The sequence below is a fragment of the Mesorhizobium sp. M0410 genome (genome assembly GCF_040321435.1).
GTDB lineage: Bacteria > Pseudomonadota > Alphaproteobacteria > Rhizobiales > Rhizobiaceae > Mesorhizobium.
Window position 1 is genome coordinate 300,667 of record NZ_JAMYRN010000003.1, and the last position, 20,289, is coordinate 320,955.

A 20,289-nucleotide genomic window follows, 5' to 3' on the forward strand; every position below is an offset into this window, starting at 1 on the left:
TATTTCGTTTGATTTTTTCAGGACGGGAGCCGATAAGCCGCGCGTTTCAAGATTTCTGTTTCGATGCATGTCGTTATCTCCAGGCTGCCGAACACCCTCGGGTCAGGCCCGCGGGCAAGCTTTGGGCGACATGCACGAGTTTGGGAGACCGAGAGCCATGGCCGCCGACAAGAACGCATTCGTCTGGGATGATCCTTTCCTGATCGAGGACCAGCTTTCGGAGGACGAGCGCATGGTGCGCGATGGCGCCGCGGCGTTTGCCGCCGACAAGCTCGCTCCGAAGATCGAGGAAGCCTACCTCGAGGAAAAGACCGACGCCGGGATCTTTCGCGAAATGGGCGAGGCGGGTCTGCTCGGCATCACCATCCCCGAGGAATATGGCGGGCTCGGCGCCAACTACGTCACCTACGGGCTGGTCGCGCGGGAAGTGGAGCGGATCGATTCCGGCTATCGGTCGATGATGAGCGTGCAGTCGTCGCTGGTGATGTATCCGATCCATGCCTATGGCTCGGAAGAACAACGCAGGAAATACCTGCCGAAGCTGGCGTCGGGCGAATGGATCGGCTGCTTTGGCTTGACCGAACCTGATGCCGGTTCCGACCCGGGCGGCATGAAGACGCGGGCCGAGAAGACCGCGAACGGCTACAGGATCTCCGGCTCGAAAATGTGGATTTCCAACGCGCCGATCGCCGACATTTTCGTCGTTTGGGCAAAGTTGTCCGACGAAAGTGGGGGCGCGCATGACAACCAGATTCGCGGCTTTGTCCTGGAAAAGGGCATGAACGGGCTGTCGGCGCCGAAGATCGGCGGCAAGCTGTCGCTTCGCGCGTCGATCACCGGCGAAGTGGTGATGGAAGGCGTCGAGGTCGGCGAGGACGCGCTGCTGCCCAATGTCTCGGGTCTCAAAGGACCGTTCGGCTGCCTCAACCGGGCGCGCTACGGCATCTCCTGGGGTGCGATGGGCGCGGCGGAGGATTGCTGGCACCGTGCTCGCCAGTATGGCCTCGACCGCAAGCAGTTCGGCAAGCCGCTGGCCGGCACGCAGCTTTTCCAGAAGAAGCTCGCCGACATGCAGACCGAGATCGCGCTCGGCCTGCAGGGCAGCCTGCGCGTCGGGCGGCTTATGGACGAAGGCAAGATGGCGCCGGAGATGATCTCGCTGGTCAAGCGCAACAATTGCGGCAAGGCGCTCGACATCGCCCGCCAAGCCCGCGACATGCATGGCGGCAACGGCATCCAGATCGGCTACCACGTCATGCGCCACGCGCAGAACCTGGAGACGGTCAACACCTATGAGGGCACGCATGACGTGCATGCGCTGATCCTCGGACGGGCGCAGACCGGGTTGCAGGCGTTCTTTTAGCATCGGCAGGGGTCCTCCGCTTCCAGGGGGCCATTGCCTGGCATCTCCCCCGCAAGGCGGGCGATCGGCAGCTTTCGTCGGCGGTGCCACATTTTGTTCTTGCTTTGTGCCGGCAGCTATGCTACTAATTTGGATATGGTGCTAATTGGCTCCAACGACCCGCCCGCCGAGGCGGGTTTTTCTTTTCCGCTGTTTTCGACGAAGCATCGCGTGTGCTGCCGATCATCGATATCGGCGGGAAGCGCCCGGTGCTGGACCCGCCGCACCTCGGCCCAGCACCGTTGCAACGTCATGCCGCCACGCGGAATCCCAAGGTCGGCGCTCCGTTTCGTGAAGCTATGAAAGCTTCTTAATTTAGGTGCAGCGCAACATCTCTGCTTGGAGAATGCTCAGCATTCGTGTCAGGGTTCAGCGAACTCCTTTTGAAACGCCGACCTCAGGGGCACCATGGCAATTCTGGCAGCCGTCTATCACCTGACCCACTACAAATACGACAGGCCGGTCGTCTTGGGCCCGCAAGTCATAAGGTTGCAGCCTGCGCCGCATTCCCGCACGAAAGTGCTCAGCCATTCGCTGAAGGTCGGGCCGGCAAATCACTTCGTCAATTTGCAGCAGGATCCCTACGGCAATTTCCTTGCCCGCTTCGTCTTCCCCGAGCCGGTGACGGAACTGAAGATCGAGGTCGATCTCGTTGCCGACATGACGGTCTACAATCCGTTCGATTTCTTCGTCGAGCCCTCGGCCGAGACGTTTCCGTTCGAATACCCCGAAGAGATCAGGGACGATCTGACCATCTACCGGACGCCGGAACCGGCGGGGCCGCTGTTGGAGGCATTCCTCAAAACCCTCGACCGCAGCCCGACCAACACCGTCAATTTTGTCGTCGACCTCAATGCGAGGCTGCAGCGCGAGATCGCCTATATCGTGCGCATGGAAACCGGCGTCTTCTCGCCCGAGGAAACGCTGGCCGCCGGCAAGGGGTCGTGCCGGGATTCCAGCTGGCTCCTGGTGCAGATACTGAGGAACCTCGGCATCGCTGCGCGCTTCGTTTCCGGCTACCTGATCCAGCTGAAGCCCGACCTCGTCGCGCTTGACGGACCGCCCGGCACCGCAGTCGACTTCACCGATCTCCATGCCTGGTGCGAGGTGTATCTGCCGGGCGCCGGCTGGATCGGCTTCGACCCGACCTCCGGCCTGCTCACCGGCGAAAGCCATGTGCCTCTCGCGGCAACGCCGCATTTCCGCAATGCCGCGCCGATCTCCGGCATGGCGAGCTTCGCCAATGTCGAGTTCGGCTTCGACATGCGGGTCGACCGCATCGCCGAGCATCCGCGCATTACCAAGCCGTTTTCCGACGAAAGCTGGCAGGCGCTCGATGCGCTGGGCAACCAGGTTGACGCCGCGCTTGATGCCGGCGACGTGCGGCTGACCATGGGCGGCGAGCCGACCTTCGTCTCGATCGACGATTTCGAGGCTGCAGAGTGGAACACCGCCGCCGTCGGGCCAACCAAACGCGAAAAGGCCGATGCGCTGATCCGCCGGCTGCGCGAGCGCTTCGCGCCGGGCGGCTTCCTGCATTACGGACAGGGCAAATGGTATCCCGGCGAAAGCCTGCCGCGCTGGACCTTCTCGCTCTACTGGCGCACCGACGGCGAGCCGGTGTGGAGCGACCCGTCGCTGATCGCGCATGAAAAGAGCGAGGCGGATGTCGGACCGATGCAGGCCGAGAGCCTGCTGACCGCGATTGCCGACGAACTCGGCATCGACAAGACGATGGTCAGCGAAGCCTATGAGGACCCCGCCGAATGGCTGCTCAAGGAAGGCAAGCTGCCTGACAACGTCGATCCTTCCAATTCGAAGCTGGAGGACCCGGAGGAGCGCAGCCGCATGGCGCGGGTGTTCGAACGCGGGCTGACCAAGCCGTCGGGCTATGTGCTGCCTGTCCAGCGCTGGAACAGCCAGGCGTCAGGACCGCGCTGGCGCTCGGAGAAGTGGAAGACGCGGCGCGGCAGGCTGTTCCTGGTGCCGGGAGATTCACCGGTAGGTTACCGCCTGCCGCTCGGCACGCTGCCTTACGTGCCGCCGGCGCAGTTCCCCTACATCGTGCCGGTCGACCCATCGCTGCCGCGCGGACCATTGCCGGCGCGTGAGGCGATCTTGCCCGATTCTGCTTCTTCGCCTGCGTCGGCCGAACTTGAAGGCGCCGACGAAATGGCGCGACGCCAGCAGGCCGTTTCCTTCACGGCCGTTACCGGCCAGCAGGACCGCGTCGAACAGGAGATCACCGAGATCGGCGGCGCCGTGCGCACGGCACTTTCGGCCGAGCCGCGCGACGGACGGCTTTGTGTGTTCATGCCGCCTGTCGAGGCGCTGGAGGACTATCTCGAACTGGTCGCGGCGGCGGAGAACGCGGCAAAGGCTATTGGCCTGCCTGTGCATATCGAGGGTTACGGCCCGCCGCACGATCCGCGCCTCAACGTCATCCGTGTGGCACCCGATCCCGGCGTCATCGAAGTCAATATCCACCCCGCCGCGAATTGGCAGGATTGCGTGGCGACGACCACGGCGATCTACGAGGAGGCGCGGCAGACGCGGCTTGGCGCCGACAAGTTCATGATCGATGGCCGCCATACCGGCACCGGCGGCGGCAACCACGTTGTCGTCGGCGGCGCAACGCCCAATGACAGTCCGTTCCTGCGCCGCCCCGACCTGTTGAAAAGCCTGGTGCTGCAGTGGCAGCGGCATCCGTCGCTGTCCTATCTGTTCTCCGGCCTGTTCATCGGCCCGACCAGCCAGGCGCCGCGCTTCGACGAGGCACGCCACGATTCGCTCTACGAACTCGAAATCGCGATGGCGCAGGTGCCGCATCCGGACAAGGGCGCGGCACCGCTGCCGTGGCTGGTCGACCGGCTGTTCCGCAACCTTCTGACCGACGTGACCGGCAATACCCATCGCTCGGAAATCTGCATCGACAAGCTATTTTCGCCGGACGGGCCGACCGGCCGGCTCGGGCTGGTCGAATTCCGCGGCTTCGAGATGCCGCCCAACGCGCGCATGAGCCTGGCGCAGCAATTGCTGGTGCGCGCCATCATCGCTCGGGCCTGGAAGAACCCGCTCGACGGCCGCTTCGTGCGCTGGGGCACCTCGCTGCACGACCGTTTCATGCTGCCGCATTATGTCTGGGCTGACTTTCTCGATGTGCTGGACGACCTCAAGCTGAACGGCTTTGCATTCCGTCCGGAATGGTTCGACGCCCAGCTCGAATTCCGCTTCCCGTTCTGCGGCGAGGTCCAGCATGCCGGTATCAAGCTGGAGCTCAGGCAGGCGCTGGAGCCGTGGCATGTGATGGGCGAGCAAGGCGCGATCGGCGGCACCGTGCGCTTTGTCGATTCCTCCGTCGAGCGGCTGCAGGTGAAGACCGAGGGGCTCAACCCGGAGCGTCACGCGGTCGTCTGCAACGGCCGCCTGGTGCCGATGAAGGTGACCGACAACCGCGAGATCGCGGTGGCCGGCGTGCGCTTCAAGGCCTGGCAGCCGGCGTCGGGCCTGCATCCGGCGCTGCCGGTCAACACGCCGCTGGTCTTCGACATCTATGACCGCTGGTCGGGCCGCGCGGTCGGCGGCTGCGTCTACCACGTCGCGCATCCCGGCGGGCGCAGCTACGACACGTTCCCCGTCAACGGCAACGAAGCGGAGGCGCGGCGGCTCGCCCGCTTCGAGCCGCGTGGCCATACGCCGTCCAGCTATGTGCTGCGCAACGAAGAAGGCTCTGAAGATTTCCCGATGACCCTTGACCTTCGGCGACCGCAAAGACTCTGATCAGCCATGGCGAAGGGGAATCACAAAAGGCTGCGCAGCAAGCCGCAGACCCACAGTCTGCTGGAGCACTACCAGCCGATCGACGGCGTCGTCGACGAGATGGTCGATGCGTCGGGCAATCCGCGGCCGGCCTGGCGGCACTTCATCGAGGCGCTGGAGGACCTGGGGCCGGAAAAGCTTGCCCAGCGCTTCGCCCGCGCCGACCAATACCTCCGCGACGCCGGCGTCTACTACCGAGTCTATGACAAGGCCGGCGCCAACGAGCGGGAATGGCCGCTGGCACATGTGCCGCTGCTGATCGAGGAGCAGGAATGGGCTGAGATCAGCGCCGGCCTGGTCCAGCGCGCCGATCTGTTCGAGGAGACCATCGCCGACATTTACGGGCCGAACCGGCTGGTCGAGAAAGGCATTCTGCCGGCCGGATTGATCGCGGCCAGCCCGGAATATTTGCGGCCGGTCGTCGGCACCAGGCCGGCCAGCGGCCATTTCCTGCATTTCTGCGCCTTCGAGCTCGGTCGTGGCCCGGACGGCCGCTGGTGGGTGCTTGGCGACCGCACACAGGCCCCATCTGGCGCCGGCTTCGCACTGGAAAACCGCGTCGCCACCACCAGGGCGCTGTCCGACATCTACGGCGAAATGCATGTGCACCGCCTGGCCGGCTTCTTCCGCCGTTTTCGCGATGCGCTGATCGGCATGGCCAAGCAAGCCGGTGGCCGTGTCGCCATCCTGACGCCGGGACCGCTGAACGAAACCTATTACGAACATGCCTATATCGCCCGCTATCTCGGCATCATGCTGCTCGAGGGCGAGGACCTGACCGTCTCGGGCGGCAGGCTGATGGTGCGCACGGTTTCGGGGCTGATGCCGGTGAGCGTCTTGTGGCGGCGGCTCGACGCCGCCTTCGCCGATCCGCTCGAACTGCGGCCGGACTCGCAGATCGGCACGCCGGGGCTGGTCGAAGCGGTCCGGCAGGGGGCGGTTTCGGCCGTCAACGCGCTGGGCTCCGGCCTGATGGAGACACGCGCGCTGCTCGCCTTCCTGCCGAAGATTTCGCGCGCCCTGCGCAACGAGGAACTGCTGCTGCCGACCGTGGCGACGTGGTGGTGCGGGCAGGAGGCGGAGCGCGAGCATGTGCTCGCCAATATCGATAGCATGGTGATCGGTCCGGCGCTGTCGACGCGGCTCGCCTTCGAGGATGACGGCTCGACCAAGCTCGGGTCAGCGCTGTCGGTCGAGGAGCGGGCCGAACTCGTCGCCCGGATCGAACGGGACGGCGGCGACTTCGTCGGCCAGGAAGCGGTGACGCTGTCGACCACCCCGGTCTATGTCGGCGGCTGGCTGGAGCCGCGGCCGGCAAGCCTGCGCGTCTATCTGGCGCGGACGCCCGAAGGCTGGACCGTGATGCCGGGCGGTTTTGCCCGTGTCGGCTTTTCGCTCGACCCGACGGCCATCGCCATGCAGCGTGGCGGCCAGGCGGCGGATGTCTGGGTGGTCAGCGACAGGCCGGTGGAGCGCGAGACGCTGCTGCCGCAGGAGCACGACAGCTTTACCCGAACCTTGCCAGGCAGCCTGCCCAGCCGCGCGGCGGAAAACCTGACATGGCTTGGGCGCTATATCGAGCGGTCGGAAGACACGGTGCGCATCCTGCGCGCCTACCATGTGCGGCTGGCCGAGACATCCGATCCCGAGATGCCGCTGCTCGCCGATATCAGGGACCATCTCGCGCCGTTCGGCATCGACGTCGAGACGGCAATCCCATTGGGGCTCATCAGCACCCTGGACAGCGCCGTCTACAGTGCCGGACAGATCCGAGACCGTTTCTCGCCGGATGGCTGGCTGGCATTGAAGGATCTGTCGAAGACCATCCATCAATTTGCCGCCACTGTGGCGCCGGGCGATGACGCGACAAGGGCAATGACGGTGATCCTGCGCAAGCTGGCCGGGTTTTCCGGCCTGCTGCACGAGAACATGTACCGCTTTGCCGGCTGGCGTTTCCTCGAAATCGGCCGCAGGCTCGAACGCGGCATCCAGATCGCCCGCACGCTCGCCCGGCTGACCAGAGCCCAGGCGCCTGAAGGCGCACTCGACATGATGCTGGAGATCGGCGACAGCGTCATGACGCACCGTCGGCAATATCCGGTGCAGGCGGGGCGGCGCACGGTGGTCGACCTTCTGGCGCTCGATCCGCTCAACCCGCGCTCGATCCTTTTCCAGCTCGAACGGCTGAAGGCCGAAATCGCGCTGCTGCCCTCCGTCGGGGCTGAAGGCCATATGTCGCCGGCGGCCAAGGAAATTCTGCAGCTCAACACGTCGATCGCCATCAAGGAGCCCTCGGACATGACGGCCGAGGCCCTCGGCGATCTCGCCAATGAAATCGGCGGGCTCTACAACAGCCTCGCCAAAGCCTATTTCGGGTAGAGACAGCATGCTCTACGACATCAGGCTTCACCTGCGTTACGACTATGATGCGGCGGCCGGTGGCGGCCGCCATCAGGTGCGCGTGCTGCCGCCGACCATCCCTGGCGTGCAGCGCGTCGTCGCCGCTTCACTGTCTTTTGTGCCGGCGCCCAGCGAACGCTCCGACTTTTCCGACTTTTTCGGCAACAGTGTCACCTCGATCGCCTTTCGTGACGCGCATGATGCGCTCGACATCAGGATGAGCGCGCGTGTTTCAGTGTCGCGGCCGGAGCCCGGGCTCGACGTATCGCCGGACATACGCCGGCTGAGGGAAGAACTCGGCGCCGTGCACTCGCTGGCGCCGGCGTCGCCGCATCACTTTCTGGCCACCAGCGATCATGCCGGCATCGACCCGGCAATCACTGCCTATGCGAAAGACAGTGCCGGCAGTTCGACAGTCGGCACGGCCATGGCTCTGTGCAACCGCATTCACCGCGATTTCACCTATGACGGCGAGGCGACCACCGTGCAGACGCGGGCCAGCGACGCCTTCGGCCTGAAGCGCGGCGTCTGCCAGGATTTTTCCCACATCATGATCGCCGGCCTGCGCGGCCTCGGCATTCCTGCCGGCTATGTCAGCGGGTTCCTGCGCACCATCCCGCCGCGCGGAAAGCCGCGGCTCGAAGGCGCCGACGCCATGCATGCCTGGGTCAAGGTGTGGTGCGGACGCGATGCCGGCTGGCAGGAATTCGATCCGACCAATGGCATGCGGGCAAGCAACGACCATATCACGGTCGGCTACGGCCGCGACTACTCCGATGTGGCGCCGATCGTCGGCGTGTTGAAAACCACGGGCGGGCAGGTCGGCGAACAGGCGGTCGACGTCATACCGGTCGTGCTCGAAAAGGCGTGATGACGCATGTCTTCGTTGCACGGCGACGTCGATAGGCTGTTCTGGAACCAAGAGATCAAGAGGCGGTGGAACCCGCAGCCGGCAAGCGGCTTATCTACGGAAATTCCGTGGAGAGGACATGCTCGACAAATCCGAGTCGTCGTCTGGCCGATCGGCTATGAGGAAAGCTGCACCAAAGAACGGGGTGCCGCGGAACGGGGCGCTGGAGAATGGCGCGCAAGCCTCGGCCGTTCGGGCCTCGCTCAATTATGTCACCGACACTGAACCCGGTATTCGCCGGCTGCGTTCGGGCAAGGGGTTCTCGTACAAAGGACCCGACGGGCGGATTGTCGACGGGGAGGCGCTGGCACGCATCAAGGCGCTCGCCATCCCCCCGGCCTGGACGGACGTCTGGATCTCGCCGGATTCCGATGGTCATATCCAGGCGACCGGTAGGGACCAGCGTGGACGCAAACAATACCGCTATCACCCGCACTGGGCGGAGGAGCGTGACGGCGTCAAATATTCGAGCCTGGTCGCCTTCGCCGAGAGCCTGCCCGAACTGCGGCGGCAGATCGACGTCGATTTGCGCCGTCACGGCCTGCCGCTGGAACGCGTCGTTTCGGCTATCGTCTGGCTGCTCGACAACACGATGATCCGTGTCGGCAATGCCGCCTACGCGCGCGACAATAAGAGTTTTGGGTTGACCACGCTGCGCGACCGCCATGTCGACATCAAGGGCTCGAGCCTGCGCTTCGCCTTCATCGGCAAATCCGGCAAGGAATGGAGATTGAAGCTTGTCGATCGCCGGATTGCCAAGGTCGTGCGTGGAGCGCAGGACCTGCCGGGGCAGAAGTTGTTCCAGTATCTCGACGAGGAGGGAAACAGGCGTCCGGTGCGCTCAGACGACGTCAACCGCTATATCAGGGAACACGCCGGAGCGGAGTTCAGTTCCAAGCACTTCAGAACCTGGGGTGGCACCATTCATGCCGCGTCGCTGTTTGCCCAAACCGAACGTCCCGAAAGCCAGGCGCAGCAAAAGCGGGTGATGAACAATGTCATCGACAAGGTTGCCGAGCGGCTTGGCAACACACGCGCGGTCTGTCGCCAATGCTATATTCATCCGGAGGTCTTCCGCGCCTGGTCCGAAGGACGGCTGCTCGACGAAATGGCGGATGCCAACAAAGGCAAGCGCTCGGTCGCCGGGCTAGACGACGAGGAGGCCCTGGTCTTGAGATGGCTGAAGGCGAGAGAAAGCTGACGTCGGACCGCGGCGTATTTTTTTGTCGACGCCATGTCGGCATCGGTCCTAGTGTTTCGTCCTTTGAGAAAAGGACGAACCATGCTCTACGCGATCCTCTGCTATGCCTCTGAAGACGTCGTCTGCTCCTGGAGCAAGGAGCAGGACGATGCCGTCATGGAAAAACTTCTGGGTGTGCAGGAAAAATATGCCCAGGCGGGCCGCCTTGGCCCGGTGGCGCGGCTCTTGCCGACGACCGCGGCGACGACGCTGAGGAAGGTCAAGGGCGAATCGATCGTCATCGACGGCCCGTTTGCCGAAACCAAGGAACAGTTCCTCGGCTTCTACACGCTCGAATGCGCCGACCTCGATGAGGCGGTCGACTTCGCGCGTGAGCTTTCCGAGGTCAACCCGAGCGGCGGCTCCTATGAAATCCGGCCGGTCTCGCTCTTCAATCCCGCCAAGGTTTCCGCATGACCGAACTCGCCTGGATCAGCACGGCAATCAGCACCGCTCGCCCGCAGGTGATGGGGGCATTGCTGCGCTACTTCCGCGACCTCGACGCGGCGGAGGAAGCATTCCAGGACGCCTGCCTGAGGGCACTGAACAACTGGCCGAAAAACGGCCCGCCGCGCGATCCGGCAGCCTGGCTGATCTTCGTCGGCCGCAACAGCGGCATCGATGCGGTGCGCAAGCGCGCCAAGCAGGCGCCGCTGCCGGAGGAGGACCAGATCTCCGACCTGGAAGATGCCGAGAGCGACGTCGCCGAGCGGCTGGACGGGGCGCATTACCGTGACGATATTTTGCGGCTGCTGTTCATCTGCTGCCATCCAGACCTGCCGGCCACACAGCAGATCGCCGTGGCGTTGCGCATCGTCTCCGGCCTGACGGTCAAGCAGATCGCCCGCGCCTTCCTCGTCGGTGAGAGCGCGATGGAGCAGCGTATCACGCGCGCCAAGGCGCGTATCGCCGACGCCGGGGTGCCGTTCGAGACGCCGGGAGCGGTCGAGCGCTCCGAACGGCTCGCCGCCGTCGCTGCCATGGTCTACCTGATCTTCAACGAAGGCTATTCCAGCAACAGCGGCGAGGCATCGGCGCGTGCGCCGCTTTGCGAAGAGGCGATCCGGCTGGCCCGGCTGCTGCTCAGGCTGTTCCAGACCGAGCCGGAGATCATGGGGCTGACGGCGCTGTTGCTGCTGCAACATGCACGCGCGCCTGCCCGCTTCGACGAGAACGGCGAGATCGTGCTGCTCGAAGACCAGGACCGCAGCCTGTGGAGCCGCAAGATGATCGATGAAGGCCTGGCGCTGGTCGATAAGGCGTTGCGCCATCGCAAGCCCGGTCCGTACCAGGTGCAAGCGGCGATCGCCGCACTGCATGCGCGGGCGGAAAAGCCCGAGGATACGGACTGGAACGAGATCGACCTGCTCTACGGCCTGCTCGAGCAGATGCAGCCGTCGCCGGTGGTGACGCTCAACCGCGCCGTCGCGGTCTCCAAGGTGCGTGGACCGGAAGCCGCACTCGCCATGATCGAGCCGCTGGAGGGGCGGCTTTCCGGCTATTTCCATTTCTTCGGCCTCAAGGGCGGACTGCTGATGCAGCTTGACCGCGGCGAGGAGGCGCGCGTCGCTTTCGACCGCGCCATCGCGCTTGCCAATACCGCCGCCGAGGCCGCGCATATCCGCATGCATATCGACCGGCTGATGAAAGAAGGCGCCAAGCAAACGGCGCATTGATCCGACGCCTTCGCCTGGTTCAACGGTCTGACCTTTGCTTAGACCATGCCGGGGTGGCGATTTTTCCCTGAAACGAGTAATGCCACGCCATGACAGCGCCTGGTGTGCCAACCGGCAGGGGGCGGGTATGGCGCCAGGCTTGGACCGACGCCATATGAGCGACGGGATCTGAAAGGGATGAAAATGACGATTGCGAAGGAAACGGCCGGGCTTCTGGCGAAACTGGGCGTTGCCGAAGGCGCGCTCACGGGCGGCGACCTCATCGTCCGCAGCCCGGTGACCGGCGAGCAGATCGCCGCGCTGAAGACCATCTCGCCGGCCGATGCGGCGACGACCATCGACAATGCCTACAAAGCTTTCCTGGCGTGGCGGCAGGTGCCAGCTCCCAAGCGTGGAGAACTGGTACGGCTGCTCGGCGAGGAATTGCGCACACACAAGGCCGAGCTTGGCCGGTTGGTATCGATCGAAGTCGGCAAGATCCCATCCGAGGGTCTTGGCGAAGTGCAGGAGATGATCGACATCTGCGATTTCGCCGTCGGTCTTTCCCGGCAACTGTACGGCCTGACCATCGCCACCGAGCGTCCCGGCCATCGTATGATGGAAACCTGGCATCCGCTCGGCGTCGTCGGGGTCATCTCGGCCTTCAACTTTCCGGTCGCGGTATGGTCGTGGAACGCAGCACTTGCGCTGGTCTGCGGCGACGCGGTGGTGTGGAAGCCGTCCGAGAAGACACCGCTGACGGCGCTCGCCTGCGAAGCGATCTTCAAGCGTGCAGCAGAGCGTTTCGGCGATGCGCCGAAGGGGCTGGCGCCGGTTCTGATCGGCGATCGCGCCGTCGGCGAGATCCTGGTCGATCATCCCAAGGTGCCGCTGGTCTCGGCGACCGGCTCGACGCGCATGGGCAGGGACGTCGGACCACGGCTGGCGAAGCGCTTTGCCCGTGCCGTGCTGGAGCTCGGCGGCAACAATGCCGGCATCGTCTGCCCGACGGCCGATCTCGACATGGCGCTCCGCGCAATCGCCTTCGGCGCCATGGGCACGGCCGGCCAGCGCTGCACGACGCTCAGGCGCCTGTTCGTGCATGAGAGCGTCTACGACCAGCTCGTTCCGCGCCTGAAGAAGGCCTATGGAAGCGTCTCGGTCGGCAATCCGCTGGAGACAAGCGCTCTGGTCGGCCCGCTGATCGATAAGGCTGCCTACAAGAATATGCAGAAGGCGCTGGAGGAGGCGGCTTCGCATGGCGGTAAGATAACCGGCGGAATGCGGGTCGAGAACGGCCATCCCGAGGCCTACTATGTGCGTCCGGCGCTGGTCGAAATGCCGCGGCAGGTTTCGCCAGTGACGGAGGAGACCTTCGCGCCCATCCTCTACGTGATGAAATATTCGGACTTCGACGCCGTGCTAGAAGAACACAATGCGGTGGGAGCGGGGCTGTCATCGTCGATCTTTACCCGCGACCTGCAGGAATCCGAGCGCTTTCTTAGCGTCGACGGATCGGACTGCGGCATCGCCAACGTCAATATAGGCACGTCAGGGGCCGAGATCGGCGGCGCCTTCGGTGGCGAGAAGGAAACCGGCGGCGGCCGCGAGAGCGGTTCCGATGCCTGGAAGGCCTATATGCGGCGCGCTACCAATACGGTGAACTATTCCAAGGCGCTGCCGCTTGCGCAGGGCGTGTCGTTCGACATCGATTGAAATGCCAGACCTCCGTCGCGGCGGCGCCAAGGCCGCCACGACGGCGTTCGGCTTGCGGTTCAGCTGGCGTCGGGAGTTACAACACAATTGTCGAAGGCTGAATCGATGATGGCGAGCTTGACCGCCTGGGCGGTCATGTATTCCTGATAGAACTCGCTCGACACCCACATGACCGAATGACCGCGCTGGCCCAGCCAGCCGATGCTGCCGAGTTCCTCCGCATCGCGCAATTTGCGTGAAAGGTGGGTCCGGGAAAGCTTGAGCCAGTTCGCGAAATCTCCGATTGAGACGACACCGGTCGGAATTCGGTCCAGGTCGGCATGATCGGGATCGACGCCGGACATCAGCCAATCCATCACGATGCCGCCATTATCGAGCCAGGTGAACAAGGAAAAAGTCTGTCTTGGCTCGCGCACGGCATGCGACGAAAGCAGGCCGTCGGCCACCAGCGGCTGCAGTTTGGCGAGCACGTCCGGTTGTGCGACGAATGCAGCCAGTCGAGATCCACCGTCCAGGCTGTCCAGCGTTTTCAGATGAGCCATGACCCAGCCGGCAACCGTCTCCAGAGTGCCCGCGACCGGCTCAAAGGGGCGGATGCGCCCGTATTTAATCGGCAGATGCCGGATGAAACCGTAATGCAGCATCTCCTTCAGGAAGGCATCGGCGGTGTTGCGGCTGGCCACCGAATGCCGGCGGATTCCGTCCATGAACCGTGCGGACGTAAGTCCCTTGCGATGGTCGTCCGGCTCTCGATCGAAATACAAGGCAAGGCCGATATGGGCCATCAGCCAGCGTTGTTGCGTGGCGAACACCGAAGCCAGCCGCGGGTTCGCTTCATAGGTCTGGAGCAGCGCCCGCGACTGAGCCTGGACGTGCCGACGCAATGCCGGATGGCTGGCAATATCTTCAGAAACCAGCGCCATCCCGCCGAGCCCAACCAAATTTGCAACTGGAAATACCGGTCACAATTTCAGCCTTCGCGGACCGTGTCCAGAGCCGGCACATCAGGATACGAGCTGAATCCCGCCGGCTAGCAATTACGCGACTTGGTCGCCGAGGATGCGATCTCGCGAGGCGCTGATCTTGCCGCGCGAGACTAGCCTGCTTGAACCCATAATGGTGGCTTCGCCTGGCCAGCCCGCATTCCCCGACGGCGAGGCGGAACCACCACCAGTTTTGCTCGTTGAAGAACGCTGATTGGACTGAGACAGTGAGGAATTACAAAATGGAGAATGGGCTTTTCGCCACGCCGCCTGCAGCGTTCCGAAAAACAGAGTCGGTTTGGCTACGGGCGCTCAAGTGGCTGTTAAGCCGGGTGCGCAGCGCCTCCGACAGCTCCGGAACCATGTTGAAGCCAATCCTTGCTGGACCGGAGGATGGCGGGGTCCACTCCGCCTCGACGCGTTTGAGCCGATCTCGACGCGTTTGAGGCCGACCGCGCTGCGATTTTGACTCCAAAAGTAGCCGCTCACATATTTTTTCTTTTTATGGCCGCCGCCGCAACCTCGCCCATAGCCGCTTCGAAGGCCGGCCACGGCGGCGTGTCGGCCTGATGCAGCAGGCGGGAACCATCGGGCATGCTTGGCTATTAGATACAGGCGGCTGCTGGTCTGCCGAGCCAGGAGCCATTGCTTATGATCATCGATCCCCCACCGAAAAGCGCCATCCCGGCATCAGTTCCGTCGGTCGATCCAAAAGCCGCCCCGACGCCTCGCAATGCCGAAGCGGAGGTCTTTTATATCGAAGCGATCCGCGAGCTTGTCGCGACCGGCATCCCCTTTCTCGTCGCCGGCACCTATGCCGTAAGCGCCTATACCGGGATCACCCGCCCGACCAAGGATCTGGACATTTTCTGCAAGGCCGGCGACTGCGCGCGCATCCTCGCCCATTTCAAGCAGATCGGCTACGCCGTCGTGGTCGAGGACGACCGGTGGCTGGGCAAAGTGTTCAAGGGCACGCATTTTTTCGACGTCATCTTCACCTCGATGAACGGCACAATGCCTGTCGACGACCAGTGGCTGGAGCATGCTCGCCAGGCCGAATTGCTGGGCAGCCAGGTGCGGATCATCGGCCCAACCGAGCTTATCTGGTCCAAATGCTTCATCCAGGATCGCGGCCGCCACGATGGGGCCGACGTCGCGCATACCATCCTCAAAGCGCACGACCAGATCGACTGGCAAAGGCTGCTTTCCTACATGGAAGTCCATTGGGAAGTTCTGCTGATGCATCTCTTGAACTTCCGATGGATCTATCCGACGGAGCGCGACCGGGTGCCCGCGTGGCTGCTCGACGAACTGCTTGACCGGCTGGCCAAGCAGCGCGAATTGCCGCCTTCCCGGATGCGGATCTGCCGCGGGCGCATGCTTTCACGAACCGACTATGAGATCGACGTCAAGCAATGGGGCTTTGCCGACGTCGGCGGTGAAGGAGAATATAGCGATGGCTGACGGGCTCGAATCTGCTTCGGCAAAGGCGGAAAATGGCGGCACTCTCAAGGTCGCCGCAATCGGCGATCTGCATGTCGGCAAGGAGGACCAGGCCTCGTACCGCGACCTTTTCGGCGAGATGTCGCGTGAAGCCCAGGTTCTCGTGCTGACGGGCGACCTTACCAATCTCGGCAAGCCTAGGGAGGCCGAAATCCTTGCCGAGGAACTGCGTGCCTGCACGATCCCGGTCGTCGCCGTACTTGGCAACCACGACTATGAGTCAGGCGCCGTCGAGCAGGTTACCGATATTCTGCGCCAGGCGGGCGTTCACCTCCTCGACGGCGAGGCGACGGAGATTCATGAGGTCGGGTTCGTGGGGGTCAAGGGTTTCGTTGGCGGTTTTGGATCGCGCATGCTCGGCTCCTTCGGCGAACCGGCCATCAAGTCGATGGTGGCGGAAAGCGTGAACGAAGCGATGCGGCTTGAAAACGCTATGCGGCAGGTCCGCGCCAAACGCACGCTTGTCGTCCTGCACTACGCGCCTGTCGTCGAGACGGTCGAAGGCGAGCCGCTGGAGATCTTCCCGTTTCTCGGTTCGTCACGTCTGGCCGAGACGATAGACCGGTTCCAGGTCAGCGCAGTTGTGCATGGTCATGCGCATCGCGGCGCTTACGAGGGCCGCACGCCGGGCGGGGCGTCGGTCTATAACGTTGCCATGCATGTCGCCAAGCCGACCGGCCGCCCCTACGCCATGCTCGAAATCTGACAGGCGGCGCCACTGGCGCAGGCAATCGCAGTACACACTGCAGAACGATCACGGCAATTGCCGGCTAAAAAGCCGTCCGCTTCGGTGGAATGTCGTTTTCATCCGGGTTGGGAACGGGGTCCTCGTCGGGGAGCCTGTCGGGGTCCGGCTCACGCACGGGCTTGGGATCGGGAATAGGAGGCGGTGGCACCGGCGTCGGTGTCGGCTCGGGTGTGGGGATAGTGGCCATCGTAATCATCTCCTCTTGGCGCAGAACAACGCAACAGGTCGGCTGGTTCCCGGCTTGCCCGTTTTTGGAAAACCACACCGTCGCACTTGCCGGTCAGCCCATTTCGGGATTCGGCTGGCTGCCACCCGACTTGCTTGACCGCAGCAGCAGCGCCAGCGGAACCAGCAGGGGCGGTTGCCACCGCGCAGTAGCGGAAGACATCGACATAGGCGAGCAGCGTGGCCTGGCGGGCGATCAACTGACCAAGCCAGCCGATCGCATGCTGCTTCGCCTCGACCATCGGCGAACCCTGGGCGACGAAATGCTCAGTCGCCTGCCGAAGCGCCTGCTGATAGGCGGGCGACGATTGCGCGGTGTGGCCGACCAGATTCGATTGATGGATCTGGGAGCTTTGCGAAATGACGGTGTTGGACAGCGAGACGCCGATGCTGCCGCCGATATTGCGTGCAACGTTGATCAGCGCCGACGCCTGGTTGGTCTTCTGCGGGGGCAGGCCGACATAGGCCGCGGTTGAAATGGGAATGAACAGGAACGGCAGCCCGACCATCAGGAAAACACGGGCAAAGGCAAAGAAGCGGAAGCTGGCGTCCGGAGTAAGCGAGGTCATGTGCCAAAGGGCCACTGCGACCACCGACATGCCCATCATGATCAGATATTTGGGCTGCACGATGCTGCCTACAAATCCGGACACCGGCATCAAGATCAGCATGGCGATGCCGCCCGGCATCATCGAAAGGCCCGAGAGCGTCGCGGTGTAGGCAAATGTCGTCTGCTGCAGCTGCGGCACGATCTGGGTGGTGCTGAACAGGATAGCACCGACTGCCATCATGACCAGGAACGCCGTGCCGAACTGGCGCGTGAACAATAGGTGCATGTCGACGACCGGATCGCTGCGACTGATTTCCCATGGGATAAGCAGCAGGAACGCGATCGCGGAAATCACTGCGAAAGTGGTGATGAAATTCGAGGCGAACCAATCGTAGCGCTGGCCCCGGTCGAGAAAGATCTCCAGGCACCCCAAGGCTATCGCCACCAGGACGAAACCGACCCCATCGATCTTCAGGCCGCCTTTCAGCCGTTCCTTGCGTTCGCGTTCGAGTACGTCCGGTTCGACCAAGAGCCACTGCACCAGCGCCAGCGACAGGATGCCGAACGGCACGTTGATGAAGAAGATCCAGTGCCAGGAGAAATGGTCCGTCAGCCAGCCGCCGATCGTCGGCCCGACCGTCGGTGCGACGATGACCGCAATGCCGTAAAGCGCGAAGGCCTGCGAGCGCTTTTCTGGCGGGAACGTATCGGCAAGGATCGATTGCTCGCTTGGCGCCATGCCGCCGCCGCCGAGTCCCTGAAGGACCCTGAACAGGATGAGCAGTTCCAGGTTGGGCGCCAGTCCGCACAGCAGCGACGCGACGGTGAAGGTCGCAACGCAGAGCATGTAGTAGCGCTTGCGGCCGATGACGTTTGCCAGCCAGCCGCTGACCGGGATGATCACCGAGTTGGCAACGAGATAGGTGGTAATCACCCAGGTGCTTTCGTCCATTCCGGCCGCCAGGCTGCCGGCGATATTGCGCAGGGCGACATTGGCGATCGAGGTGTCCAGCACCAGCATGAAAGTGGCGATGGAGACGACGACGGCGATAAGCCAGGGATTGTGCGTCCCGGCGGCGGATCGGCTTTCGCCCTGATTTCTGGCGGTTTCGCCGTTCATCGCACCTTGACCGTCGGCACCACCGACAGGCCGGGACCGAGAAGCACATCCGGCGGCTTGTCGAAGACGATCTTGACCGGCACGCGCTGCACCACCTTGACGTAATTGCCGGTGGCATTTTCAGCCGGCAGGAGGCTGAAGGCGGTGCCGCTGCCGGCCTGGATGCTGTCGACGCGGCCATGGAAGGACTTGTCCGGGTAGGCGTCGATGTCGATGTCGACCGGCTGTCCCTGCCGCATCAGATCGAGCTGCGTCTCCTTGAAGTTGGCCTTCACCCAGACCTCGTCGGGAACGAACATCATCAATACCTGGCCGGGTTGGGCGTAGGTGCCGTTCGCGGCGGAAATGCTCGTTGCGCGCCCGGCTGCGGGTGCTGTGATAGTCGTGCGCGACAGCGTCGTGCGAGCTTGCTCCTGGCTGGCCTTGGCCTGCTCGAGCTGCGCCTCGGCGCTCCTGGCCTGTGCCTGCAAGACCGAAACCTGGCTTTTTGCCGAGGCGACATTGGCCTCGGCGCTGTCCAGCGCGGCCTGGTCCTGACGCAACGTCGATGCCGCCTGCTGCGCCTGCTGCTGCGTTGCCGTGCCCCTGGCCAGGAGTTCGCGGTTGCGTTGATCCTCGGCCTTGGCGAAATCCAGCGCCGCCTTGGCCTGGGCAACCTGCCTCTGGGCAGCGTTCACCTTTGCGTTTTGAGCCTCGACCTGGGCGGTGACATTGACGATTGCGGCCTCGGCCGCAGCGACGCCGGCATCGGCCTGCTTCAGGTTTGCCTGATAGTCGCTGTCATCGATACGCAGGAGGACATCGCCGGCCTGTACATGCTGATTGTCGGTAACCGCCAGCTCGGTAACGCGGCCGGCTATTTGCGCGCCGATCGTCACCGTGCGCGCGTCTATGAAGGCGTCGTCGGTCGATTCGTACTGGCGAGCGTTCAGCCACCAGATCGCGATGCCTGCCGCGACGAGCAACAGCGCAAGTGCTATCGCTGCGGCCGCATAGGGATGGCGCCTGGGAAAGCCGAGCAGACCGGCCTTTCGTTGCGAGGCATTCCCGTCGGGCTGTTCCTGCCGGGGCTCTGCCGATCGCCCACGAGATTCTCGCACCCGGGCCGGTTGCTCCCGAGTTTCATTTACAGGCTCGACGTCTTGTTCGACGCTTTGAGGCTTCGTGTCCAACGGAATTGCTTTCAAGACTGATATTGCAGCCGCCGAAGCGGACGCAAAGCCAAACGGCAAGCTTCCGCAAAAGTTCCTGTCCGGAACGGGGTGGTCGGGTTAACGGGTCGACATCGAACCCACCGAGCGGTGCCGGCGCGTTCGAACTAGAGCGCCGTTTCACCGGGCAGGTGATTCATATGCTTCATGTTGCGGCGGTCCGGCCTTGTCAGCGCTCCACGGCGCGATAATTGCTCATAAAGGCGTGGGCAAATTCACCTGTCGACAGGAGCCGACCATGAAACATCAAACACTCGACCAACTGCAAGCCGTCGCGGAAGTTGAGTCCTTCGCGGCGTATCCGGCGATGACTCGAAACCAACGGATTGAACGTTGGGCGGAACTTCTCGAACAAAACCCGACGCGATGCCTTGGGGCGCTTCCAGGCACCGAATATATGAACAGGGAAGCGCGCGACAGATCGCGTGGTGCTGGAACGCCGCTCACCGTCGCCTTCGAGGATCCGGTTCTGCGTGCCATGGGGCTGAAGGACGATACCTACGGTGAGGCAAAGCGCTTCTTCGAACTGAGCGATCGGCAGTTGCACCAAATCGTTTGCCATTGCCATGTCGGTGCTACGATGCAAGCGCGATGGGCCGCTGCCAGGGTGCGCGGGATAGTCCGCGGCAACAGATTTGTTGCCTGGTTGAAGGGATTGATCGCGCATTGACGCGGTACGAGGAACGGCGGAACACGCGTTCTTTCCGCGCCGTGGAGAGCGCTTCCGAACTTGGAAGGGCACGTGCCACGTCGGGCCGCGCAGATTGTGAAAGTCCTCGACGCTTGGCTGCGCCTTGTCGCGGCCAT

The 20,289-nt window shown here is 63.5% G+C and carries 14 protein-coding genes and 1 pseudogene; 11 read left to right on the forward strand and 4 right to left on the reverse strand.

Translation table 11 applies throughout. The features are described 5' to 3' along the window. Positions 1–157 precede the first annotated feature (157 nt). The 8 genes from NKI63_RS05575 (at position 158) to amaB (ending at position 13,142) form a co-directional block, all read left to right on the forward strand. A complete protein-coding gene (locus NKI63_RS05575; protein ID WP_352689981.1) occupies positions 158–1,363 on the forward strand; it encodes an acyl-CoA dehydrogenase in 1,206 nt (401 codons plus the stop codon). Positions 1,364–1,810: 447 nt separating this feature from the next. Next, a complete protein-coding gene (locus tag NKI63_RS05580; RefSeq protein WP_352689982.1) occupies positions 1,811–5,182 on the forward strand; it encodes a transglutaminase family protein in 3,372 nt (1,123 codons plus the stop codon). A gap of 6 nt (positions 5,183–5,188) precedes the next feature. Next, complete coding sequence (locus tag NKI63_RS05585) at positions 5,189–7,600, forward strand: circularly permuted type 2 ATP-grasp protein (protein ID WP_352689983.1); 2,412 nt, start codon at positions 5,189–5,191, stop codon at positions 7,598–7,600. 7 nt (positions 7,601–7,607) lie between these two features. After that, a complete protein-coding gene (locus tag NKI63_RS05590; protein ID WP_352689984.1) occupies positions 7,608–8,492 on the forward strand; it encodes a transglutaminase family protein in 885 nt (294 codons plus the stop codon). 118 nt (positions 8,493–8,610) lie between these two features. Next, the gene (locus NKI63_RS05595; RefSeq protein ID WP_352820682.1) at positions 8,611–9,732 is read left to right on the forward strand and encodes a DNA topoisomerase IB; all 1,122 of its coding nucleotides are present in this window, start codon (positions 8,611–8,613) and stop codon (positions 9,730–9,732) included. An 81-nt stretch (positions 9,733–9,813) separates the two neighbouring features. Further along, positions 9,814–10,188, forward strand: coding sequence for a YciI family protein (locus NKI63_RS05600; protein WP_254817007.1), 375 nt, complete (start codon positions 9,814–9,816; stop codon positions 10,186–10,188). Further along, the gene (locus tag NKI63_RS05605; RefSeq protein ID WP_254817008.1) at positions 10,185–11,447 is read left to right on the forward strand and encodes an RNA polymerase sigma factor; all 1,263 of its coding nucleotides are present in this window, start codon (positions 10,185–10,187) and stop codon (positions 11,445–11,447) included. The genes NKI63_RS05600 and NKI63_RS05605 overlap by 4 nt, the downstream gene beginning before the upstream one ends. 183 nt (positions 11,448–11,630) lie before the next feature. Continuing rightward, positions 11,631–13,142: an L-piperidine-6-carboxylate dehydrogenase gene (amaB, locus tag NKI63_RS05610; protein WP_352689998.1), complete on the forward strand. Its 1,512-nt coding sequence runs from the start codon at positions 11,631–11,633 to the stop codon at positions 13,140–13,142. A gap of 59 nt (positions 13,143–13,201) precedes the next feature. Here the strand turns inward: amaB and NKI63_RS05615 are convergent, their stop codons facing one another. Next, entirely contained in the window at positions 13,202–14,065 is an 864-nt protein-coding gene (locus NKI63_RS05615) for a hypothetical protein (protein WP_352689986.1), read from the reverse strand. A 711-nt stretch (positions 14,066–14,776) separates the two neighbouring features. Between NKI63_RS05615 and NKI63_RS05620 the strand changes: the two genes are divergently transcribed. Both NKI63_RS05620 and NKI63_RS05625 read left to right on the forward strand, forming a co-directional pair. Next, positions 14,777–15,589 (forward strand): nucleotidyltransferase family protein, encoded by an 813-nt coding sequence (locus NKI63_RS05620; protein ID WP_254817010.1) that lies wholly within the window; start codon positions 14,777–14,779, stop codon positions 15,587–15,589. Next, complete coding sequence (locus NKI63_RS05625; RefSeq protein ID WP_352478321.1) at positions 15,582–16,334, forward strand: metallophosphoesterase family protein; 753 nt, start codon at positions 15,582–15,584, stop codon at positions 16,332–16,334. The genes NKI63_RS05620 and NKI63_RS05625 overlap by 8 nt, the downstream gene beginning before the upstream one ends. Positions 16,335–16,398: 64 nt before the next feature. Here NKI63_RS05625 and NKI63_RS05630 read toward each other — a convergent pair whose 3' ends face one another. From NKI63_RS05630 to NKI63_RS05640, 3 genes and pseudogenes are all read right to left on the reverse strand, one after another. Further along, positions 16,399–16,563 carry a hypothetical protein gene (locus NKI63_RS05630; RefSeq protein WP_352478323.1) on the reverse strand — a complete coding sequence of 55 codons (165 nt, stop codon included), beginning with the start codon at positions 16,561–16,563 and terminating at the stop codon, positions 16,399–16,401. Positions 16,564–16,656: 93 nt separating this feature from the next. After that, positions 16,657–18,271, reverse strand: a pseudogene (locus NKI63_RS05635) (DHA2 family efflux MFS transporter permease subunit). Continuing rightward, positions 18,268–19,371, reverse strand: coding sequence for an HlyD family secretion protein (locus tag NKI63_RS05640; RefSeq protein WP_352506285.1), 1,104 nt, complete (start codon positions 19,369–19,371; stop codon positions 18,268–18,270). The pseudogene NKI63_RS05635 and the gene NKI63_RS05640 overlap by 4 nt, the downstream one beginning before the upstream one ends. Before the next feature lie 349 nt (positions 19,372–19,720). Between NKI63_RS05640 and NKI63_RS05645 the strand changes: the two genes are divergently transcribed. Next, complete coding sequence (locus NKI63_RS05645; protein ID WP_254817079.1) at positions 19,721–20,152, forward strand: hypothetical protein; 432 nt, start codon at positions 19,721–19,723, stop codon at positions 20,150–20,152. Positions 20,153–20,289 lie beyond the last annotated feature (137 nt).

What these genes read in the sequence shown, in the direction of transcription:
- NKI63_RS05605 (WP_254817008.1), top strand. Translation starts at nt 10,185, where the DNA reads ATGACCGAACTCGCCTGGATCAGCACGGCAATCAGCACCGCTCGCCCG.
- NKI63_RS05615 (WP_352689986.1), bottom strand. Translation starts at nt 14,065, where the DNA reads ATGGCGCTGGTTTCTGAAGATATTGCCAGCCATCCGGCATTGCGTCGG.
- amaB (WP_352689998.1), top strand. Translation starts at nt 11,631, where the DNA reads ATGACGATTGCGAAGGAAACGGCCGGGCTTCTGGCGAAACTGGGCGTT.
- NKI63_RS05590 (WP_352689984.1), top strand. Translation starts at nt 7,608, where the DNA reads ATGCTCTACGACATCAGGCTTCACCTGCGTTACGACTATGATGCGGCG.
- NKI63_RS05645 (WP_254817079.1), top strand. Translation starts at nt 19,721, where the DNA reads ATGAAACATCAAACACTCGACCAACTGCAAGCCGTCGCGGAAGTTGAG.
- NKI63_RS05595 (WP_352820682.1), top strand. Translation starts at nt 8,611, where the DNA reads ATGCTCGACAAATCCGAGTCGTCGTCTGGCCGATCGGCTATGAGGAAA.
- NKI63_RS05630 (WP_352478323.1), bottom strand. Translation starts at nt 16,563, where the DNA reads ATGGCCACTATCCCCACACCCGAGCCGACACCGACGCCGGTGCCACCG.
- NKI63_RS05580 (WP_352689982.1), top strand. Translation starts at nt 1,811, where the DNA reads ATGGCAATTCTGGCAGCCGTCTATCACCTGACCCACTACAAATACGAC.
- NKI63_RS05625 (WP_352478321.1), top strand. Translation starts at nt 15,582, where the DNA reads ATGGCTGACGGGCTCGAATCTGCTTCGGCAAAGGCGGAAAATGGCGGC.
- NKI63_RS05575 (WP_352689981.1), top strand. Translation starts at nt 158, where the DNA reads ATGGCCGCCGACAAGAACGCATTCGTCTGGGATGATCCTTTCCTGATC.
- NKI63_RS05585 (WP_352689983.1), top strand. Translation starts at nt 5,189, where the DNA reads ATGGCGAAGGGGAATCACAAAAGGCTGCGCAGCAAGCCGCAGACCCAC.
- NKI63_RS05600 (WP_254817007.1), top strand. Translation starts at nt 9,814, where the DNA reads ATGCTCTACGCGATCCTCTGCTATGCCTCTGAAGACGTCGTCTGCTCC.
- NKI63_RS05620 (WP_254817010.1), top strand. Translation starts at nt 14,777, where the DNA reads ATGATCATCGATCCCCCACCGAAAAGCGCCATCCCGGCATCAGTTCCG.